This is a genomic window from Citrobacter freundii complex sp. 2025EL-00176 (assembly GCF_053309355.1).
On record NZ_JBRYHT010000003.1, the window covers coordinates 331,500 to 350,599 of the forward strand.

The 19,100-nt window shown below is 51.5% G+C and carries 15 protein-coding genes and 1 tRNA gene; 10 read left to right on the plus strand and 6 right to left on the minus strand.

What is annotated here, in order from left to right:
- Positions 1-4: 4 nt before the first annotated feature.
- Genes ACVXHP_RS10540 through ACVXHP_RS10570 form a run of 7 tightly spaced genes read left to right on the plus strand, consistent with a single transcriptional unit; the run spans position 5 to position 10,138 of the window.
- Positions 5-3,412: an ImcF-related family protein gene (locus tag ACVXHP_RS10540; protein WP_447571404.1), complete on the plus strand. Its 3,408-nt coding sequence runs from the start codon at positions 5-7 to the stop codon at positions 3,410-3,412.
- Entirely contained in the window at positions 3,409-5,007 is a 1,599-nt protein-coding gene (gene tssA / locus ACVXHP_RS10545) for a type VI secretion system protein TssA (protein ID WP_447571405.1), read from the plus strand. Before ACVXHP_RS10540 ends, tssA begins: the two co-directional genes overlap by 4 nt.
- Before the next feature lie 22 nt (positions 5,008-5,029).
- On the plus strand, positions 5,030-6,796 hold the full coding sequence (gene tssF, locus ACVXHP_RS10550) for a type VI secretion system baseplate subunit TssF (protein WP_447571406.1): 1,767 nt from the start codon (positions 5,030-5,032) through the stop codon (positions 6,794-6,796).
- The gene (tssG, locus tag ACVXHP_RS10555; protein ID WP_447571407.1) at positions 6,757-7,845 is read left to right on the plus strand and encodes a type VI secretion system baseplate subunit TssG; all 1,089 of its coding nucleotides are present in this window, start codon (positions 6,757-6,759) and stop codon (positions 7,843-7,845) included. The genes tssF and tssG overlap by 40 nt, the downstream gene beginning before the upstream one ends.
- Positions 7,820-8,353, plus strand: a complete 534-nt coding sequence (gene tssJ / locus ACVXHP_RS10560) for a type VI secretion system lipoprotein TssJ (protein WP_447571408.1) — start codon at positions 7,820-7,822, stop codon at positions 8,351-8,353. The genes tssG and tssJ overlap by 26 nt, the downstream gene beginning before the upstream one ends.
- Positions 8,353-8,796, plus strand: coding sequence for a type VI secretion system baseplate subunit TssE (gene tssE / locus ACVXHP_RS10565; RefSeq protein WP_316128975.1), 444 nt, complete (start codon positions 8,353-8,355; stop codon positions 8,794-8,796). The genes tssJ and tssE overlap by 1 nt, the downstream gene beginning before the upstream one ends.
- A 1-nt stretch (position 8,797) precedes the next feature.
- Positions 8,798-10,138, plus strand: a complete 1,341-nt coding sequence (locus ACVXHP_RS10570) for a VasL domain-containing protein (RefSeq protein WP_447571409.1) — start codon at positions 8,798-8,800, stop codon at positions 10,136-10,138.
- 213 nt (positions 10,139-10,351) lie between these two features.
- Here ACVXHP_RS10570 and ACVXHP_RS10575 read toward each other — a convergent pair.
- Positions 10,352-10,427, minus strand: a tRNA-Phe gene (locus ACVXHP_RS10575).
- 105 nt (positions 10,428-10,532) lie between these two features.
- Complete coding sequence (locus ACVXHP_RS10580) at positions 10,533-11,240, minus strand: DUF554 domain-containing protein (RefSeq protein ID WP_447571410.1); 708 nt, start codon at positions 11,238-11,240, stop codon at positions 10,533-10,535.
- Positions 11,241-11,707: 467 nt separating this feature from the next.
- Between ACVXHP_RS10580 and ACVXHP_RS10585 the strand changes: the two genes are divergently transcribed.
- Positions 11,708-13,843: an ornithine decarboxylase gene (locus ACVXHP_RS10585; protein WP_316130498.1), complete on the plus strand. Its 2,136-nt coding sequence runs from the start codon at positions 11,708-11,710 to the stop codon at positions 13,841-13,843.
- Between the two features lie 57 nt (positions 13,844-13,900).
- On the opposite strand, the gene ACVXHP_RS10590 is transcribed toward ACVXHP_RS10585, so the two are convergent.
- From ACVXHP_RS10590 to mutY, 4 genes are all read right to left on the minus strand, one after another.
- Positions 13,901-15,157 (minus strand): nucleoside permease, encoded by a 1,257-nt coding sequence (locus ACVXHP_RS10590; protein WP_262798191.1) that lies wholly within the window; start codon positions 15,155-15,157, stop codon positions 13,901-13,903.
- 210 nt (positions 15,158-15,367) lie between these two features.
- Positions 15,368-16,453 (minus strand): membrane-bound lytic murein transglycosylase MltC, encoded by a 1,086-nt coding sequence (gene mltC, locus ACVXHP_RS10595; RefSeq protein ID WP_094301040.1) that lies wholly within the window; start codon positions 16,451-16,453, stop codon positions 15,368-15,370.
- Between the two features lie 86 nt (positions 16,454-16,539).
- A complete protein-coding gene (locus ACVXHP_RS10600; protein WP_003027126.1) occupies positions 16,540-16,809 on the minus strand; it encodes an oxidative damage protection protein in 270 nt (89 codons plus the stop codon).
- A gap of 27 nt (positions 16,810-16,836) precedes the next feature.
- Positions 16,837-17,889, minus strand: a complete 1,053-nt coding sequence (gene mutY / locus ACVXHP_RS10605; protein WP_447571411.1) for an A/G-specific adenine glycosylase — start codon at positions 17,887-17,889, stop codon at positions 16,837-16,839.
- A gap of 159 nt (positions 17,890-18,048) precedes the next feature.
- Here mutY and trmB point away from each other — a divergent pair, with 159 nt between their 5' ends.
- Positions 18,049-18,768, plus strand: a complete 720-nt coding sequence (gene trmB, locus ACVXHP_RS10610) for a tRNA (guanosine(46)-N7)-methyltransferase TrmB (RefSeq protein WP_006686834.1) — start codon at positions 18,049-18,051, stop codon at positions 18,766-18,768.
- Positions 18,768-19,094 carry a YggL family protein gene (locus ACVXHP_RS10615; protein ID WP_006686835.1) on the plus strand — a complete coding sequence of 109 codons (327 nt, stop codon included), beginning with the start codon at positions 18,768-18,770 and terminating at the stop codon, positions 19,092-19,094. Before trmB ends, ACVXHP_RS10615 begins: the two co-directional genes overlap by 1 nt.
- Positions 19,095-19,100: the final 6 nt, after the last annotated feature.

The following is a 19,100-nucleotide window of genomic DNA, read 5'->3' on the forward strand; positions in this document are numbered from 1 at the left end:
ATATATGAAAAAGTCTACCTTGTTGCGACTATTTGGTCGGTTATGTATTTTGGTTGTCGTTGGTTTGATATGCTATGCAGTGATTTTTTACTACGGAAAGTATTTGGGGGTGAGGGACCAAACAACAAGGATAATAATTCTTGCAACTATTTTATTAGCGCTGTGTTATTTTTTTAAATTATGGCAGCTGAATGCGCTGAAATCAGTGTTAATATCGTATGTCCCATTGTTAAAATATAAATCAATTGTTTATTCTTTTTTGCCATGGAAATCAGCTGATAAGACAAATGTTGGAAGTAATATAACCACTACATTGGATAGTAATATATTAATTAACTTCCACTCTACACTTAAAGAGAATTACGGCCGCCGCTGGCGCGCCAAAACGCGCATCCTGCTGGTGATGGGGGATGCCTCTCAGGTTGAGCTGTTGGTGCCAAAACTCACCTCTCTGCGCTGGGTTGAAGGGGATGGCGTGGTGTTAATCTGGGGAGGTAGGCTCACTGAAACGCCAGATGTCACGCTGTTTGATGCGATACGCAAGCTGCATCGGCGCCCGCTGGATGGGATTGTATGGGTAACCCCCACCTTTCAGCACCAGCAGGCATTGGTTCAATCAGCACCTGTTGTCTCTTTAAGCGCAGAACAAACAGATAATGCCGCCCGCCATCTTCAGGCTGTTTTTACCACGCTTCGCTGGCGAGTGCCGTTGTACCTTTGGTCGCTGTATGGCACACGGGATGACGTAACCCTGCACTCTGCGACGTGTTTGTTCCCTGCAGGATGCACCACGGCTTTATGTCGTTCGCAGTTGACCTCGCTCGCAATGCAGATGGCGGAGCAGGGCACGCAGCAGGTTACGCGGAATATCCGCGATAACTTCTTACTGAAAATGGCTAATTTGCTGATGCCTGGCGCAGAAGCCATCAGCGAATCGTTGTCCACTTTTTTTAGCCCGCATCGGCCTTTGCCACTGGCGGCGGTCATCCTGAGCCAGTATGCGGAAAATAATTCAGCGCGCGTTGCGCATGCCTGGATGCGTGATGAGCGCTGGCGTGCGCTGCTTGATTCACTCCCTGCGTTACCTGCTGAACTTAAGGCACAGCGTACAGGCCGTTCAGGGATGCGTGTGTTGGCAGTCTGTACAGCCGGTTTGATGCTGCTATGGGGGGCGGGAATGGTGGTGTCTTTCCTGGCGAATCGCAATCTGATCGGCGAAAGTCTGGATCAGGCGAGACTGGCAGGCGGCCCGGATAAACCGCTCGCCGAGCGTCTTACGGCGCTATCTGCTCTTCAGCAAACGCCAGGCATGCTTCGCTGGCGTCAGCAGAATGGAGTGCCGTGGTACTACCGCTTCGGTTTAAGTCAAAATGATGCTCTGCTGGATGCGCTATGGCCGCGTTATACGCGTATCGCTATTCCGCTCCTGCGTGATGAAGCTGCTCAACATCTTACTCAGGAATTAACGGCTTTAACCCGACTGGCTCCAGACAGCGCGCAGTTTGCTGCCCAGGCAAAGATTGCCTACAACCAGCTGAAAATGTATCTGATGCTCTCCCGGCCTGAACAGATGGAGGCGTCATTTTTTAGTCAGGCGTTGATGCAAGACTGGCCGGAGCGAGCGGGTATTTCGCGTGCATCATGGCAGGGCGTTGGGCCAGGCCTCTGGCAATTCTGGGGAGAACACCTTCAGGCGCATCCCGAATGGAAAATAGCAGCCGATAAAAATCTTATTAGCCAGGTGCGAACGCTGTTAATTCGTCAGATGGGGATCCGCAATGGCGAAGCTGCCCTGTATCAGAAAATCATTGAACAGGTAACACCGCATTACACCGATCTTCGTCTGGAAGACATGACCGGCGATACCCGGGCAGAGCACGTATTTTATACCCGCAGTTCGGTGGCTGGCGTGTATACCCGCAAAGCCTGGGAAGAGGAGGTTTTGCCTGCCATAGAGAAAATCGTAAACAACCGCCGGGAAGAAATGGATCAGGTGCTGGGGGATGATACGCATTCTGCAAGCGACCCTCTCTCTCCCCAGGCATTAAAGACGCGTCTTAGCGAGCGTTACTTCACGGATTTTGCCGACAACTGGCTCGATTTTCTCAACAGTATTCGCTGGAAGCGCACCCAGACGCTAAGCGATGCCATCGATCAACTCACGTTGATTGCCGATATCCGTCAGTCTCCTCTGGTTGCGTTAATGAATACGCTCGCCGTTCAGGGACGCACAGGGTTAACCGGTGAAGCGCTGTCAGACTCACTGGTGAAGTCGGCAAAGGATCTCTTTAACACTAAAGAACATCAAACCATTGACCAGCATGCGCGGGAAGAAGGCCCAATGGCGAGTACCTTCTCGCCAATCCTGGCATTGATGGATGAACAATCGGCCGGGCAGGATATCAGCCACCTGAGTCTGCAAACCTACCTGACCCGGGTAACGCAGGTCAGGCTGAAACTCCAGCAGATTACTAACGCTGCAGATCCGCAGGGAATGAGTCAGGCCCTGGCGCAAACGGTGTTTCAGGGCAAAACCATCGATCTCACCACCACGCGTGACTATGGCAATCTGGTGGCGGCCAGTCTGGGGCAAGCATGGAGTGGATTTGGTCAAACTATGTTTGTTCAGCCGCTGGAACAGTCATGGCAGCAGGTGTTGCAACCAACCGCGGCGGGCCTGAATGCGCAATGGAAGGCGCTGATTGTGAATGACTGGAACAGCGCATTCGGCGGACGATATCCGTTTCGCGATGTTGGCAGTGAGGCTTCTCTGCCGCTGCTGGCGCAGTATCTGCGAAGCGATAATGGCCGGATCCCGCATTTTCTCGAAAGTCATTTAAGCGGTGTGCTGCATAAACAGGGAAGCCACTGGGTTGCCGACACGGTGAATGCTCAGGGACTGGTGTTTAATCCGGCGTTCCTCGAGGCGATGGACCAGCTCAGTCAAATTGCGGATGTTGCATTTATTCGTGGAGAAGCTGGGATGCGTTTTGAACTGCGTCCTGGAACGGCCCGGGATGTAATGCAGACTGACCTCGTGCTGGATGGGCAGAAACTCACCTACGTTAATCAGATGCCAGCGTGGAAAAATGTTATCTGGCCTGCCGATACGCAAGCGGCAGGGGCAACCCTAAGCTGGGTGAGCACCAATACGGGAACCCGAATCTACTCAGATAACCCCGGTACCTGGGGGTGGATCCGACTGCTTGAGAAAGCGGAGATAACCGATAACGCTGGCGTGAACAGCGGTTTTAACCTGCGCTGGACAGCGCAGGATGGATTGCCGCTGAACTACACCCTGCGAACGGAAGCAGGTGAAGGTCCGCTCGCATTACTCAAACTCCGCGACTTTGAACTACCAGAAGCAATTTTTGTTGTTAGCAGCAAGATTTCCTCAGAGGAAGAAGAATGAGCGCTCTGAAACGTCTACTGGCTGCCAGCACGGCTTCGCCAGATGAACAACAGCCACTAATGGAACAGGCGCAAACGCAGACTGCGCTATGGCAAAACTGGCTATTGCCCATTTCAGCAGCCAACCCTGGTGGTGAAGATCCTGGCTATGATGATGATTTTCAGCGTATGCGAGAGGAGGTGAATAAACTGTCTGGCGCGCAAACGGATCTCATCATTGAGCTCGCGGAAAAAATTCTGACCCATACTAGTAAAGATGTCCGTGTTGTCACCTACTACACATGGGCGCGTTTGCATCAGGAGGGTGAGTCCGGCCTGGCGGATGGTCTGATTTTGCTGGCTGGCCTGATGCAGCAATATGGCGATTCTCTCCATCCCTTAAGAGCCAACAGCCATAAGGCCGCCCTTGAATGGCTGGCAGGCGGGCGGATGCTGGATAGTCTGGCGCGTTTTCCCGAGGTTTCACGACCTGACACGCAACGGATCGCCGGTGCGCTGATGCTGCTGGAGCAACAGTTTAGTCAGCGAGAGGAGAGTATTCGTCCAGGGCTTGGGGCGTTGTATAGCGCGCTGGAGAATCGGCTGGCGCAGTCTGGCGGCGCTCAGGCATTAGTACCGCAAAATATCAGTGCTCAACACAGCCGGCACAGCGCAGAAACCCACGTCCTCAAAAGTATTGCTTCTGGCCGTGAGCTGCTGGAACAGGCACGGGTGTTGGCAAAATACTTAAGCGATCAGCCGGATGGCTGGCTGGCGGCGCATCATTTGATGAAAAGCGTGCGCCTCGATACGGTCAGCCAGCTTCCTCCGCCAGATGGCGCCGGGCGTACACGCCTGGAATCACCCAAGAGTGATTACCGCGCGCAGCTCAAGCGTGTGTATTTACAGCAAAACTGGACTGAACTGATTGAGTTAACTGACAGCTTATTTGTCGAGGGAGTGAATCATTTCTGGCTGGACGTGCAGTGGTACCTTCATCAGGCGCTAACCAGGGCGGGTTCGCCATGGGATAAAAATGCCACGATTATCATCAGCGATCTGAAAATGCTACTACATCGGATGCCGGGTCTGGAAACACTGGCTTTTAACGATGGAACTCCCTTTGCTGATGATGTCACCCGCGAGTGGATAGCCCGTGACGTGCTGCAGGAAAGCGACTGGCAGACGGAAAAAGTCGCTGCGACTACCGCTGGGGCGGATGACGATATTCTGCTACTTGAAAGCGAGGCGCTGGCGCTGGCAGATAGCGAAGGCGTTGAGGCAACGCTTGCCTGGCTTCAGACACGCCCTGGCATTCTTTCACGTCGACAGCGTTGGTTACGCCAGTTGTTGATGGCCCGTCTGACCGAACAATGTGGGCGCAACGATCTCGCGCTCCATTTGCTTGGCGAGTTGAATACGACAGCACACTCTCTCACCCTCAAACAATGGGAGCCTGAACTGCTGTTTGAAGTCAAAGCGCGACGGCTGAAACTTCTGCGTTTAAAAGCCAACCGCAGTGAAAGTGACAAAGCGCGTCTGGCGCCAGAGATGGACTCATTGTTGTCCGGTTTGGTCGCCATTGATCCCGCCAGAGCCGCCGTCTTGTGTGGCTAAAACTAAATAAGCGAACAGTAAAATGGAAGATTTAACTCTGCGTTATTATGACGCGGAAATGCGTTATTTAAGGGAAGCGGCAAGAGAGTTTGCACAGGCGCATCCGGATCGTGCAGCGATGCTGGATCTGGATAAAGTCGGCATTCCCGATCCGTATGTGGAGCGATTATTTGAAGGTTTTGCATTTTCGATGGGACGCTTGCGCGCCAAAATAGATGATCATCTCCCTGAATTTACCGAAGGCTTGATGAGTCTGCTGTGGCCACATTACTTACGTACCATTCCCTCCTTAAGTATTGTCGAGCTTTTACCTGATATTGATGTACTGAAAATGAGCGAACGGATTAATGCGGGGTTTGGCGTATTGTCCCAGCCAGTTGGTCCAAAAAAAACGGTATGTCAGTATCGTACTACTCAGCCCGTCACGCTCAATCCGTTGTCTGTCACGGCGGTGAATATTGATGCCGAACCTGACGGACGCTCGGTCATCCGTATGCGAATAAAGTGCAATCCCCAGATGGACTGGTCGCAAACCGATTTGGCGCGCCTCAGCCTTTATCTGAGCGGTGACGCGCCGGTGACCCACGCGCTGCACCTTGCTTTGACAAAGCGTCTGGCCTCTCTTTATTTGAGACTCCCCAACAGCGTCGAACGTATTCGACTGGAGGGGTACTTTTCCCCAGGCGGATTTGCCAGTGAAGACAGTTTATGGTCAAAAGGCGATACGGCGTTTGGCGGCTGGCAATTATTGCTTGAGTATTTTACGTTCCGCGAAAAATTTATGTTTGTCCTTCTTAATGGTCTGGAAAAGGTAACGTTTCCTGCCGGTATAGAGTGTTTTGAAATAGAAGCTGTACTGACTCAACAGTGGAGTTCTGAGCTTCCTCTGGGGAGTGAAAACATCCGTCTTCATTGCGTTCCGGTTATTAATCTCTTCACTCTGGAAGCCGATCCGCTGGTGGTTAATGGGCTTGAAAGCGAATATTTGCTGCGTCCGCGCAGATTGCAGGATGGCCACACGGAAATTTATTCGGTGGATGCGGTTTCAGGTTCGCAGCGAACGCGTAATGCCGTCTATGTCCCATTTACCAGCTTTCGCCACAAGGGAGGCATGATGCGTCGTAATGCGCCCGAACGTTACTACCATACTCGCGTCAGACGCGGCGTATCCGGATTGTATGATACCTGGCTGATACTCGGAGGAGATGCCTGGGAGCGGGATCGTCTGGCTGAGTATGAAACCGTGTCATTGAAAGTGACCGGCACAAACGGTCAGCTACCCAGACGAGCGTTGCAGAGTTCATTGCTTAATCGTTGTGAGCAGATCCTCCAGACGCCGCTGGCCGTGCGTAATCTGTGTAAACCGACTCTCCCCGCTTATCCTCCCGCTGAGGATCGTTTTCACTGGCGAGTGTTGAGCCACCTGGGATCCAGCTTTCTGAATATGATGGCCAGCGCTGAAGTGCTCAAGGGGACGTTGTCTCTCTATAACTGGCAGGATGATGAGCTTAATTATCGTCGCCTGGATGCGATCATGGATGTTCAACAGCATGAAATACAGCGCTTTGACAAAGGATTTCTACTACGAGGGGTGGACATCGAAATAACGCTTGATGAGAACGGTTTTACCGGTGAGGGCGATATTCATCTGTTTGGAGAAATGCTTAACCGCTTTTTTGCATTATATGCGGATATTCATTTGTTTAATCAGCTTACTTTAATCATACAGCCGGCAGGGAAAAGCTTGCGATGGAAAGAGAATCACAACCAGCGGCTACCCGGCTGCTAAATAGCCTTGGTGAAAACCTGCCCCGTACCAATTTTTATCGTTTCTGCCAGTTACTGGAACAGTGGAACCCGCAAGCGCCAGGTACTGGGAGCCAACAAAGCCCGCGCTTCGATGCCGTTCGTTTTCGCCCTCATCCGGGAATGGGGTTCCCGGCGGGGGAGCTAAAAAGTGCAGAATATGATCCGCAAAAAACCACCCTTCCTCCAACGGTTAGGGTCACTTTTATGGGGTTATATGGCGTGGAATCGCCGCTGCCGACAACCTATCAGGATGATATCGCCCAGCGTCAGGAAGGGGCGGACGTTGCCGCCGAGTTTCTGGATATTTTTAATCACCGCTTAATTACGCAGTTTTATCGAATCTGGCGTAAATACAGCTATCCAGCGACCTTTCGCCCAGGCGGTACAGATGAAACATCGCAATATTTACTGGGGCTAACCGGGTTGGGGATTCCAGGATGCGCCACACAAACGCACGCCCCGCTATCGCGTTTTTTGGCGCTGTTGGGAATAATGAGAATGCCAACGCGTACGGCGGAAGGAATATCCGCGCTGGTTTCTTTATTATCGCCAACAACAAATATCACCGTGACCCCTCATGATAAACGCTTAATCCTGCTGGATAAGGCGTTAAAAATGAGTGCGCGGCACCCCGTTAGCCTCCATTCTCGTCCGGTCATGGGACATAGCGCCGTAGATATTAACAGTCAGGTGCTAATTACTCTGACAACGGATGCACCCGATGAGGTTCGTGACTGGTTACCCGGTGGTCAGCTTTACCATGATTTTTTCGCGCTGCTGCACGTTTATTTAGGTGCCAGAGTGAATGCGAGGCTGCAATTACGCATTCCTCGCTCGGCGCTTCCGGATGCTCAACTTATCAGTAATAAAAGCGAACGTGCAGTACAGCTCGGCCGCACGGCGGTAATGCGTCTGGATAAGCCGGAAACTAATAATCAACTCATAACGATTAAACTTGGGCTTTGGCAGTGCCTGAGTCAACACGATCTGCGGAGGGAAACCGATGAGACTGGCGATTATCGCTATTAATTTTGCCGTAATAACCGCAATGGCCAGTCTGGTAACCGGATGCGGTCTGACACAAAAAGTATCTGAAGGCACGGTGTCATTAACGAAGTCAATTTTTTATAAGGAAATTAAAACATTGCATTTGGACCTTTCCGCCAGAGAAGCCGCTAATAAAAATGAGCAGGGCATCGCGCTTTCAACAGTCGTACGTATTTACCAACTCAAAGATCGTAAAGCATTTGATTCGGCAAACTATCAGTCTTTATTTGCGCAAGACAGCACGGTGGTGAAAGCAGATTTATTGGCTCAGAAAGATATTCGGGTACGTCCTGGTGAAAGTGTAACTGTCGATATTCCACTCGAAAAGGAAGCGCAATATGTTGGCGTGGCGGGAATGTTCATTTCTCCCGATCAGTCTGAGGATTCATGGCGCGTAGTATTAGGTCGTGAAGATCTCGATTCTGATAAAGCGCGAGTGATTGAATTAAATTCTCAGGCTTTGGTTCTCCTGATGCCGGAGGATGAATAATGATTAAACGGCCTTCTCTTTATGACATCTTGCTGGGTAATTTTTCCGCTGGTTTTCCTTTGCACGCAGTCAGCGAAAACACCCAGGTCATCTTGTCCGTCCTCGATAATATGCAGCGCATTTTGAATACTCGTGCCGGTAGCCTCAAACATTTACCCGACTACGGTCTGCCGGATATGACCAAAATCCTCCAGGGTATGCCAGGAACGGCGCATCAGCTTATCAGCACGCTTGCTCAGGTTTTGTTGAAGTATGAACCGCGGTTAAAAGGTATTCAGGTCACGATGCAGGAGCAGGAAACGCCGGGGCATTTGCGTTATGCAATTGATGCTGAACTGCAGGACCTGGGTATTGTTCGCTATGGCACTGACTTTACCCCTGAGGGGCGGGTTCTTATTCGTCATCTTAAGAAGCAGGGCTGGCTTGAGACGAGAGTGTACTGACATGGAAAAGAATCGCATCATCACCGGTGGCGACCCGCGCGCTTTTACGGAGTTCGGGCAGCTACGCGATGAAATCAGCAAACTGACTCACCCCGCGCGCCCGGATGTTGACTGGCACAAGGTTGAACAGTTAAGCCTGACATTGTTTCGTCATAACGGCATCGAACTGCAAACCCTGGCCTGGTATACCGTCGGCAGAATACGTAATGTGGGCCTGATGGGGCTTGCCGAAGGCGCGGAACTCATGGAAGCCTTATTGACGCACCACTGGAGTGCTATATGGCCGCAGCAGACGCATGCCCGCGTTGAGATTCTGGCATGGCTGTCTGCCCGTTTACAGCAAGAATTGCGTACGCTGACGCTGTCATATGCTGATTTATCAATGGTGTATCGGGTTGAACAGAGTTTAAAACATACCTGCGAAGTGCTGCAACGGCTTGAGTTGAAAACGCTGAGTAAACTGGAGGCTGTTGTGACCTGGATGCACAATGCTGCTTTGCGTCTGGAGAAGGCCGAAGCGGATTTGGGAGCGGCCGCTGTGATGATACCGGCTTCGGGGGCGACCATTAACGTTGAGGCGTCTTTGCCACAGTTGGTCTTTGTGGTTAATGAACCCGTGTCATCTGAGCATTCGCGCGCAACGGTTTTTGCTACTCAAAACGAACAGGGAACCCGACGGATGTGGTTAGGGTTTGCTGTCGGTGTCATGGTGACTGCGGTCGTTAGTACAGGTGCTTTTCTTGGTATCACTCATATGCGCGCCGACGGATATGAACTGGTGAAGCCATTGCCGCAGATGCTGACGCCAGAGCAATTGTCCACGTTGAGGCAATCTTCAGATTTGAAGGAGCAGAAGCAGGAAATAATTACCGCAACGCAAGGGCAATTGGACGTTTTACATGACCTGCCACCTCTATGGTCGAGGGAATATGCTGCATCATTAGCGCAGCAGTTAGTCACCCTATGGCCGGAGGAATCGCAGACTGCGATATTCGTTAGTAGATTACAGAAAGCGTTAACCACGGAAGCGTTGCCGGAAAGCGCTCTGCAAAACTGGCATGATGCCCAGCAGGGTCTGGAAGCGTTAACCGCGCAGCTAAATACGCTTGATGAACGTAAGGGTAAATATCTGACGGGGTCGGAGCTGAAATCAGCCATTTTCACTATCCGCCGCCAGCTTGACCAAACGCCGCCGACAGAAGAGTTATTGCGTCAAATAGATGAAGAATTAAAAAAGCAGGGGAGTGTATCACCCGTTTTGTATCAGCAGCTCGATATGCGGATTAATCAGCTTCTTAATCGTTATATGCTATTGAAACAAAGCGAGGTGAGGAGGGATTAGTTTCTATTCTCCAAAAGTAAAAACCCGCCTTTTGGGCGGGTTCTTTAAATAGTGGTGCCGGACTCGGACTAACGCCGCAGGCGTTGAACAGCGCGCTTGTCGCGCTGGCCCCGGAGGGGTGAGCCGCTGGCGGCGAATAATCGAACGCAGTTCGATGGAGAGTCCGTTTCTCCAAAAGCAAAAACCCGCCTTGTGGGCGGGTTCTTTAAATAGTGGTGCCCGGACTCGGAATCGAACCAAGGACACGGGGATTTTCAATCCCCTGCTCTACCGACTGAGCTATCCGGGCAACGAGGCGCATTAAACCCGATTCGCTTCGCTTCGTCAACGAAATTTCTTCAAATCAATGCAGACTGCACAATCTATCACCACATTGCTGCTATTGCACGCATTCTCAGGCAAAAAATGCCGTCCACGCGGCGGAAAGCGGCATTGCCAACAGCAGGGCAGGAAGCATATTTACGACGGCAAACATTTTGATGCCGCAAATACGCAGGCCGGTAGCCAGTAACAGTAAGCCACCTACGGCGCTGAAATCGGCCATCATCGCTGGCGTGGTCAGGGGCAAAATCAGCGCCGCGCAGGTGGCAAGCGTTAACTGGATTGCCAGCATCGGTACACAAATGGCAGAGACCGCGATCCCCAGCGAACAGGCAAAAATGATGGCCGTGAAGAAATCAAGAAACGATTTCGCGATTAAAATATTAGGATCGCCGGTCATGCCTTCATGTATCGCGCCGAAGATCCCGGTACCGCTGGCGCAAAACAGCACGATGATGGCCACATAACTTTGGATAAATGATTCATGCGTTGCGTTGGCGTCCGAACGGGTGAAAAGCTGCTGTGCTTTGGCGACGGCGGCGTTAATCCCTTTCTCCAGATAACAGAATTCGCCAATTAAGGCGCCAACCAGCGTTGCCAGAACCATTACCGGCAGGTTGGCGCATTTGATAACCAGCAAGATACCAATTCCCAAAGAGCACAACCCGAATATGGAGGTCATCGAGACCCGAATGCGCTCCGGTAAATGCTGGCTGAGTAGTGCGCCGAGAACGCCGCCAAATAAAATGGCGCCGCCATTAATAAAGGGTCCGATTACCACGTTTGCTCCTGCATACCCATTATCGTCTTGATACTGAAGGCAATTGACTGGGTGAAATTATGTTTCAGATTGCATTATTATGCCGCTAATTTCAGACAAAATGTTTGTTTATCTGTGAGATTTTAGCGCCGGATTTTATCTTGCGCCTGTAAGTGAAAGGTGCCATGATTGCGCGAATTTTCTCCTGTCTGAATGGGGCTGCCTGGGATGAAATTACTCCCCCTACATCGCCTTCCATATCGCCTTTTTGCGCGACGCTTGCCCCTTCCTGCAACATATCTTCACGCTTCCACCATGCGGTGAGGTCAGCGCACGCTCACTGCAGGATAACAGTAAGATCAGAGGCTATCTGCTTTTACTGATGTCTGGCGGTCGGGGCTGGTAACCAGTTTGACCTGTCATTTCGTGGGCAAAGCAATGCGGCTTTGCCGGGACTTTTGGTTTTCCCGAAACGGGTTATTGCGCTTATGAAATCAATGAAAATTGCCGCCAGTGGTGAACTGGTCTCTCGTCTGTCCAGCCATCGTCAGGTGGTCTCGCTGGACAGTACCGATTTTACTGACGTTGCGGCAGTCGTCATTACCGTTGCGGACAGCCGCAGCGGGATCCTTGCTTTGCTTAAACGCACAGGTTTTCATTTACCCGTGTTTCTGTTCGCGGAGTCCGATGTGGAGGTGCCAGCGGGAGTCAATGCGGTCATTCGCGGTCAGGCTCAGGAGTGGCTGGAACTGGAGTCTGCTGCCTGTCAGTATGAAGACGACCTACTGCCGCCGTTCTACGACACACTGACCCAGTATGTCGAAATGGGAAACAGCACGTTTGCCTGCCCGGGACACCAACACGGTGAGTTTTTTAAGAAGCATCCTGCGGGACGGCATTTCTACGAATTCTTTGGTGAGAATCTGTTTCGCGCGGACATGTGCAACGCTGACGTTAAGCTTGGCGATCTGCTGATTCATGAAGGATCAGCGAAACATGCGCAGAAATTTGCCGCGAAAGTTTTCCACGCGGATAAAACCTACTTTGTGCTGAACGGGACCTCTGCGGCCAATAAAGTGGTCACCAATGCGCTACTGACGCGTGGGGATCTGGTGCTTTTTGACCGTAACAACCATAAGTCGAACCACCATGGCGCGCTAATCCAGGCGGGCGCCACGCCTGTTTATCTGGAAGCAGCGCGTAATCCGTTTGGCTTTATTGGCGGCATTGATGAGCACTGCTTTGATGAGCAGTACCTGCGTCAGCAGATCCGTGAAGTTGCGCCACAAAAGGCTGACCAGCCGCGTCCGTTCCGTCTGGCGATCATTCAGCTCGGCACTTATGATGGCACGATCTACAACGCCCGGCAGGTGATCGACAAGATCGGTAGCCTGTGTGATTACATCCTGTTTGATTCCGCATGGGTCGGCTACGAGCAATTTATCCCGATGATGGCCGATGGCTCACCGCTGCTGTTGGAGCTTAATGCTAACGATCCGGGGATCTTTGTGACGCAGTCAGTACACAAACAACAGGCTGGGTTCTCGCAAACCTCGCAGATCCACAAAAAGGATAACCACATTCGCGGCCAGGCGCGGTTCTGCCCGCATAAGCGGCTGAACAACGCGTTTATGCTGCATGCTTCCACCAGTCCGTTTTACCCGCTGTTTGCGGCGCTGGATGTGAACGCCAAAATCCATGAAGGCGAGAGCGGTCGTCGGCTATGGGCGGAGTGCGTGGCGGTGGGAATCGAGGCCCGTAAAGCGATACTTACCCGCTGTAAGATGATTCAGCCGTTTATTCCCCCGTTGGTTGATGGCAAACCGTGGGAAACCTATCCGACTGCGGTGATTGCCAGCGAGCGTCGCTTTTTTAGCTTTGAGCCTGGCGCGAAGTGGCATGGTTTTTCCGGTTACGCGCGCGACCAGTATTTTGTCGATCCCTGCAAACTGTTGTTAACCACCCCGGGCATTGATGCGCAAACCGGGCAATATACTGAGTTTGGTATTCCGGCGACGATTCTGGCCCATTACCTACGTGAAAACGGCATTGTGCCGGAGAAATGCGATCTCAACTCGATTCTGTTCCTGCTGACCCCGGCTGAAAGTGCAGAGAAAATGGCGCAACTGGTGGCGATGCTGGCGCAGTTTGAACAGCATATTGAGAACGACACGCCGCTGGCTGAAGTGCTGCCAACTATCTTCAACAAGTATCCGGTGCGCTACCGGGATTACACGCTGCGTGAACTGTGTCAGGAGATGCACTCACTGTACGTCAGCTTTGATGTGAAAGATCTGCAAAAAGCGATGTTCCGCCAGGAGAGTCTGCCTGCCGTGGCGATGAATCCGCAGGATGCGAACAGCGCTTTTATCCGTGGTGATGTTGAACTGGTGCGGATCTGTGATGCCGCTGGCCGCATCGCGGCGGAAGGTGCGTTGCCTTATCCTCCGGGCGTGCTGTGCGTGGTGCCTGGCGAAGTCTGGGGCGGGGCTGTGCAGCAATACTTCCTGGCGCTGGAGGAGGGGGTAAACCTGCTGCCTGGCTTCTCGCCGGAGCTGCAAGGTGTTTACAGTGAGACGGATGCAGACGGCATTAAGCGTCTGTATGGATACGTTGTGAAGTAAGCGCCATCTGGACAAAAAGAAGGTCACCATCTGGTGACCTTCTTTCATCAATAAAGATTAGTGCGCGATAGTCTGGGCGCCTGCCGGAGTGCGAACGTGTTTGTATTTAAACAGCGCAACGAAGGCAAATGCCAGAACCAGCGAGTAACCTGCGAAGATCAGCCACACGGTCTGCCAGTCAGTAATACCGTTCAGCGTATAGTGTTCAACCACTTTGCCGCTCACCAGACCACCCAGAATACAACCGAAGCCGTTGGTCATCATCAGGAACATACCCTGTGCGCTAGCACGAATTTCAGGGCGAACTTCTTTCTCCACGAACACGGAGCCAGAGATGTTGAAGAAGTCGAAGGCGCAGCCGTAAACAATCATCGACAGAACCAGCAGTACGGTACCGAACGGCGTCGGATCGCCGTAGGCAAACAGACCGAAGCGCAGCATCCACGCGACGATACTGATCAGCATCACGTTCTTAATACCGTATCGGCTTAAGAAGAACGGGATGGTCAGGATAAACAAGGTCTCAGAAATCTGTGAAATCGACATCATCACCGATGCGTGTTCAACGATAAAGCTACCAGAGAACAGCGGGTTGTTATCGAAGCTGTGCAGGAAGGTATTACCAAACATATTGGTAATTTGCAGCTCCGCGCCCAGCATCATAGAGAAGATGAAGAAAATCGCCATGCGCTTGTTTTTAAACAGCGCAAAGGCATCCAGACCCAGCATAGACGACCAGCTCTGGTTTTTCTGCTGATTGGCAACCGGAATATGCGGCAGCGTCAGGGTGAACAGCGCCAGAACCACGGACAACGTCGCACCGATATACAACTGCATATGGCTCAGTTCAAAGCCGGAGAAGCTTACGCCCCACATCGCCAGGATAAAGCCGATGGTCCCCCAGATACGGATTGGCGGGAAGTCAGTTACGATATCCATTCCGGCTGATTGCAGGCGATAGTAGGAGATAGTGTTGATTAACCCCAGCGTTGGCATATAGGCCAGAGAGTTAAGCAAAATCACAAAGAACATGGCGCCTGGCGTGGTGACTTCGGCTGCGGCGAACAGCGTTGCGGCACCGACCAGGTGACAAATGGTGTATACCCATTTCGCACTGATCCATTTGTCGGCCACGATCCCTAACAGCGTAGGCATAAACACGGCGGCGATCCCCAGCGAGCTATACACCGCGCCAATGGATGCACCATCGAATTTAAGGGTGACAAACATATAGGAGCCGAGAGTAGTGAGCCAACTACCCCATAAGCAGAACTGCAGAAACGAGAGAACTTTCAGCTGCAGCTTAAGATTCATGTTAATTTCCTCACACCGTAATGCGGATGAATGTTTTAAAAGGCACATTTGCCGTGGCTATATGATGTGATTCTATCAACGAGCAGCACTCTTTTTTTGTTACCTGTGACAAATATTTGCAAACAATTTCTAATTGCAAAGCAAAAGAGTGATGGAGTTAACATTTTTGACTCTTCAGCCCCCCGTTTTAGCGGGCTGAAGAGGGATACATTAGCGGCGTCGATATGATTTTTGTGCGGAATTGACCTTGTAAAGGTATCGGCGTGATTCAGCAGAGGGGTGTCGGGTAGTCAGCGTTTGATAAACATCTCCTGGCGACATGCTGTTAATGATATTCGCGGCCTGAATTTTATCATTCGAGAACACGCGCAGCACACTGCCAGCACCGCCATTATACGCGGTGATCACCGCATAGCGACGCGAGGTTGGATTATCAATGCCGCCCAAATAGACATTGTTAAGCATGGCCAGATAAGCCGTGCCGGTATCAATGTTGCTGGCTGGGTCAAACAGGAAGCTGCGGCTTGGTGTGCCTGAGCGCCCTTGCGAACGGAACACATCTTTCCCGGCGCTGTGTTGTACCACCTGCATCAGCCCCAGGGCATCGGCATGGCTGACCGCATACGGGTTAAACGAGGATTCGGTTTGCATGATGGCCAGAATTAGCGACTCGTCAACGCCATACTTACGCGATGCCTGACGCACCATACCGATATATTTATGTGCACGTTTATCGAGGTGGTTCGGCACCAAATTAATCGTCACGCTATAGATGATACGCAGGCCATTGCTGCGGCTTTTAAGTCGCGTTTGTAGCAGGTAGTTGGCAAAGTTGGTTGCACGTCCCTCCCAACGAATTGGCTGGCCAGTATTATCGACCACCTGTCCGTACAGGAACGGCTCTTTGGAAATCTTAATGTCGTCGACATCGGAATAGAGATCGATAGAACCCGGATCATCGCCCATCAGCAACGTTTTGATAATTGCCCGACGCAGATGCCCGGCAGGATCTGTTCCGGCAATGGTCTCGACGGTTATCGTACCGTCATCGAAGTTGATGTGGCTGCGGGTTTGGTACTGATCGGTATACTTGACGTAGTCCTTCGGACCCGCAATCAGCACTTCCTTAAATCCCCACAGATTCTCAATGTTATGGGCAAATTGCCCCATCAGAATATCAAAACCGTTGGTATCCTTGACCCAGGCTTCGTTATAGGAATCGCCTTTTTTGGTCGAGCTGGAACAGGAGATGAGCAACGGCGCAATAACGGCAAGCGCGAGAAATTTTTTCATCATTCCGGGAGTGCGTGTTGTGTTTGTTATTTGCAAGGACCAGATTAAATCGTCGGCCGGATAAGCGCAGCGCCATCCGGCAACGGTTCTTATGACTCTGGTGTATAGCCTTCAATATGCACGTCCTTACCCTCAAACAGGAAGTTGATCATCTCCTGCTCCAGCAGTTTACGGTGCTCGACGTTCATCATATTGAGTTTCTTCTCGTTAATCAGCATGGTTTGCTTATGCTGCCATTGCGCCCAGGCTTCTTTAGAAATCTCGTTATAAATGCGTTTTCCCAGATCGCCTGGGTACAGCTGAAAATCCTGACCTTCTGCTTCGCGTTGCAGGAAAGTGCAAAAAATCGTTCTGCTCATAAAAAATCCTCTCTATCGACCGCTACGTTAAATCTGTGTACCGGCACGTAATTGCTGTAACAAACGCTCCACGGGAGCCGCCAGTCCAACAGATGGCGGTTGCGCTAAGTTATACCAGAGCGCGTTGCCTTCATCCATGCATGCGGTGAATGAAGACACGGGAAGCCACATAGGCACAATATCTAAGTGGAAATGGCTAAAGGTATGGCGAAACGCATTAAGTTGGATCAGATTATCTGTGTTAATTTGCCGTTGCGCCAGCCACTTACGCAGCCCATCTTCATCGTCAAACTGAGGGAAACAGTATAAACCACCCCATAAGCCGCTGGGCGGACGCTGCGATAGCAACACCTCGTCATCATGCTGCAGCAGTAAAAAATAGCCCGTACGTTCCGGTAACGTCTGTTTGGGTTTTTTACCAGGATACAGCGCCCAGCTTGCATTGGCGGCCGCTACACAGCCATTTTCTAACGGACACAGCGAACATTTAGGCTTTGAACGTGTACAAACCATAGCGCCTAAATCCATCATCGCCTGATTAAAACGCTCAACGCCGTGGGCAGGCGTAACCTGCTCGCTCAGTTCCCACAGTTTCTTTTCGACCTCTTTTTTCCCCGGCCAGCCGCTTACAGCATAACAGCGAGCCAGCACGCGTTTGACGTTACCGTCGAGAATCGGAAAATGCTGACCCAGAGAGAGTGAAAGGATCGCGCCGGCGGTGGAACGCCCAACGCCGGGCAGGGCGGCGACTTCATCGAAAGTTTGTGGAAATGTGCCACCATGCAGCGACACAACCTGCTGCGCGGCTTTATGTAAATTACGCGCACGGGCGTAATAGCCCAGCCCGGTCCATAAATGCAGGACTTCATCCAGCGGCGCATGGGCCAAATCCGTTACCGTCGGGAAGCGCGCCATAAAGCGCTCAAAATAGGGGATAACGGTCGCAACCTGTGTTTGTTGCAGCATCACCTCAGAGAGCCATACTTTGTAAGGCGTCTTGTCAATTTGCCAGGGCAGCGTCTTGCGTCCGTATTTGTCGTACCAGCTCAAAACCTGAGCTGAAAATTGAGAGGCTTGCATGATTACCGTTTCATTATTGCCGGGGGCAAGATTGCAGCACAGAGGCAACGGGGTGTAAACCGGAACTTTCCGCTGCTACTTTCTTCCTTTACTTGCATCCGGCAACTAACTTTGGATAATGCCCGTTTTCAGAACTCAAACACAGCAGACTAAACTTTTATGAAGAACGACGTCATTTCACCGGAATTTGATGAAAACGGCCGCCCGCTGCGCCGGATTCGTAGTTTTGTTCGTCGCCAGGGGCGACTGACGAAAGGGCAGGAACACGCGCTGGAAAACTACTGGCCGGTGATGGGCGTTGAATTCAGCGAAGAGCCTGTGGATTTCGCTGCGCTGTTTGGTCGCGATGCGCCAGTCACGCTTGAAATTGGTTTTGGTATGGGGGCTTCGCTGGTGGCGATGGCGAAAGCATGCCCGGAACAAAATTTCCTCGGCATTGAGGTACACTCGCCGGGCGTTGGCGCGTGTCTGGCTTCCGCCCATGAAGAGGGCGTCGAGAACCTGCGCGTCATGTGTCATGATGCCGTTGAAGTTCTGCATAAAATGATTCCTGACAATTCTTTATCTATGGTTCAGCTGTTTTTCCCTGACCCGTGGCATAAAGCACGTCATAATAAACGCCGTATCGTTCAGGTACCGTTTGCTGAACATATCTTAAGCAAGCTGAAGCTGGGCGGTGTGTTTCATATGGCGACTGACTGGGAAGCTTATGCGGAGCATATGCTGGAAGTGATGTCCTCTATCGACGGGTATAAAAACCAGTCAGAGAGTAACGATTATGTACCGCGCCCACAATCGCGCCCGGTAACCAAATTTGAACAACGTGGCCATCGTCTTGGCCACGGCGTATGGGACTTAATGTTCGAGAGGGTGAAATAATGGCAAAGAACCGTAGCCGTCGTCTGCGTAAAAAAATGCACATCGACGAATTCCAGGAAATAGGATTTTCGGTTGCATGGCGTTTCCCGGAAGGTACATCTGGAGAGCAGGTCGACAAAATCGTTGATGACTTTATCAATGAGGTTATCGAACCGAACAAACTGGCCTTTGACGGCAGTGGCTATCTGGCCTGGGAAGGTCTGATCTGTCTGCAGGAAATTGGCAAATGCACCGAAGAACATCAGGCTATCGTGCGTAAGTGGCTGGAAGAGCACAAACTTGAAGAAGTGCGTACCAGCGAACTTTTCGATATTTGGTGGGACTAAGTAGCA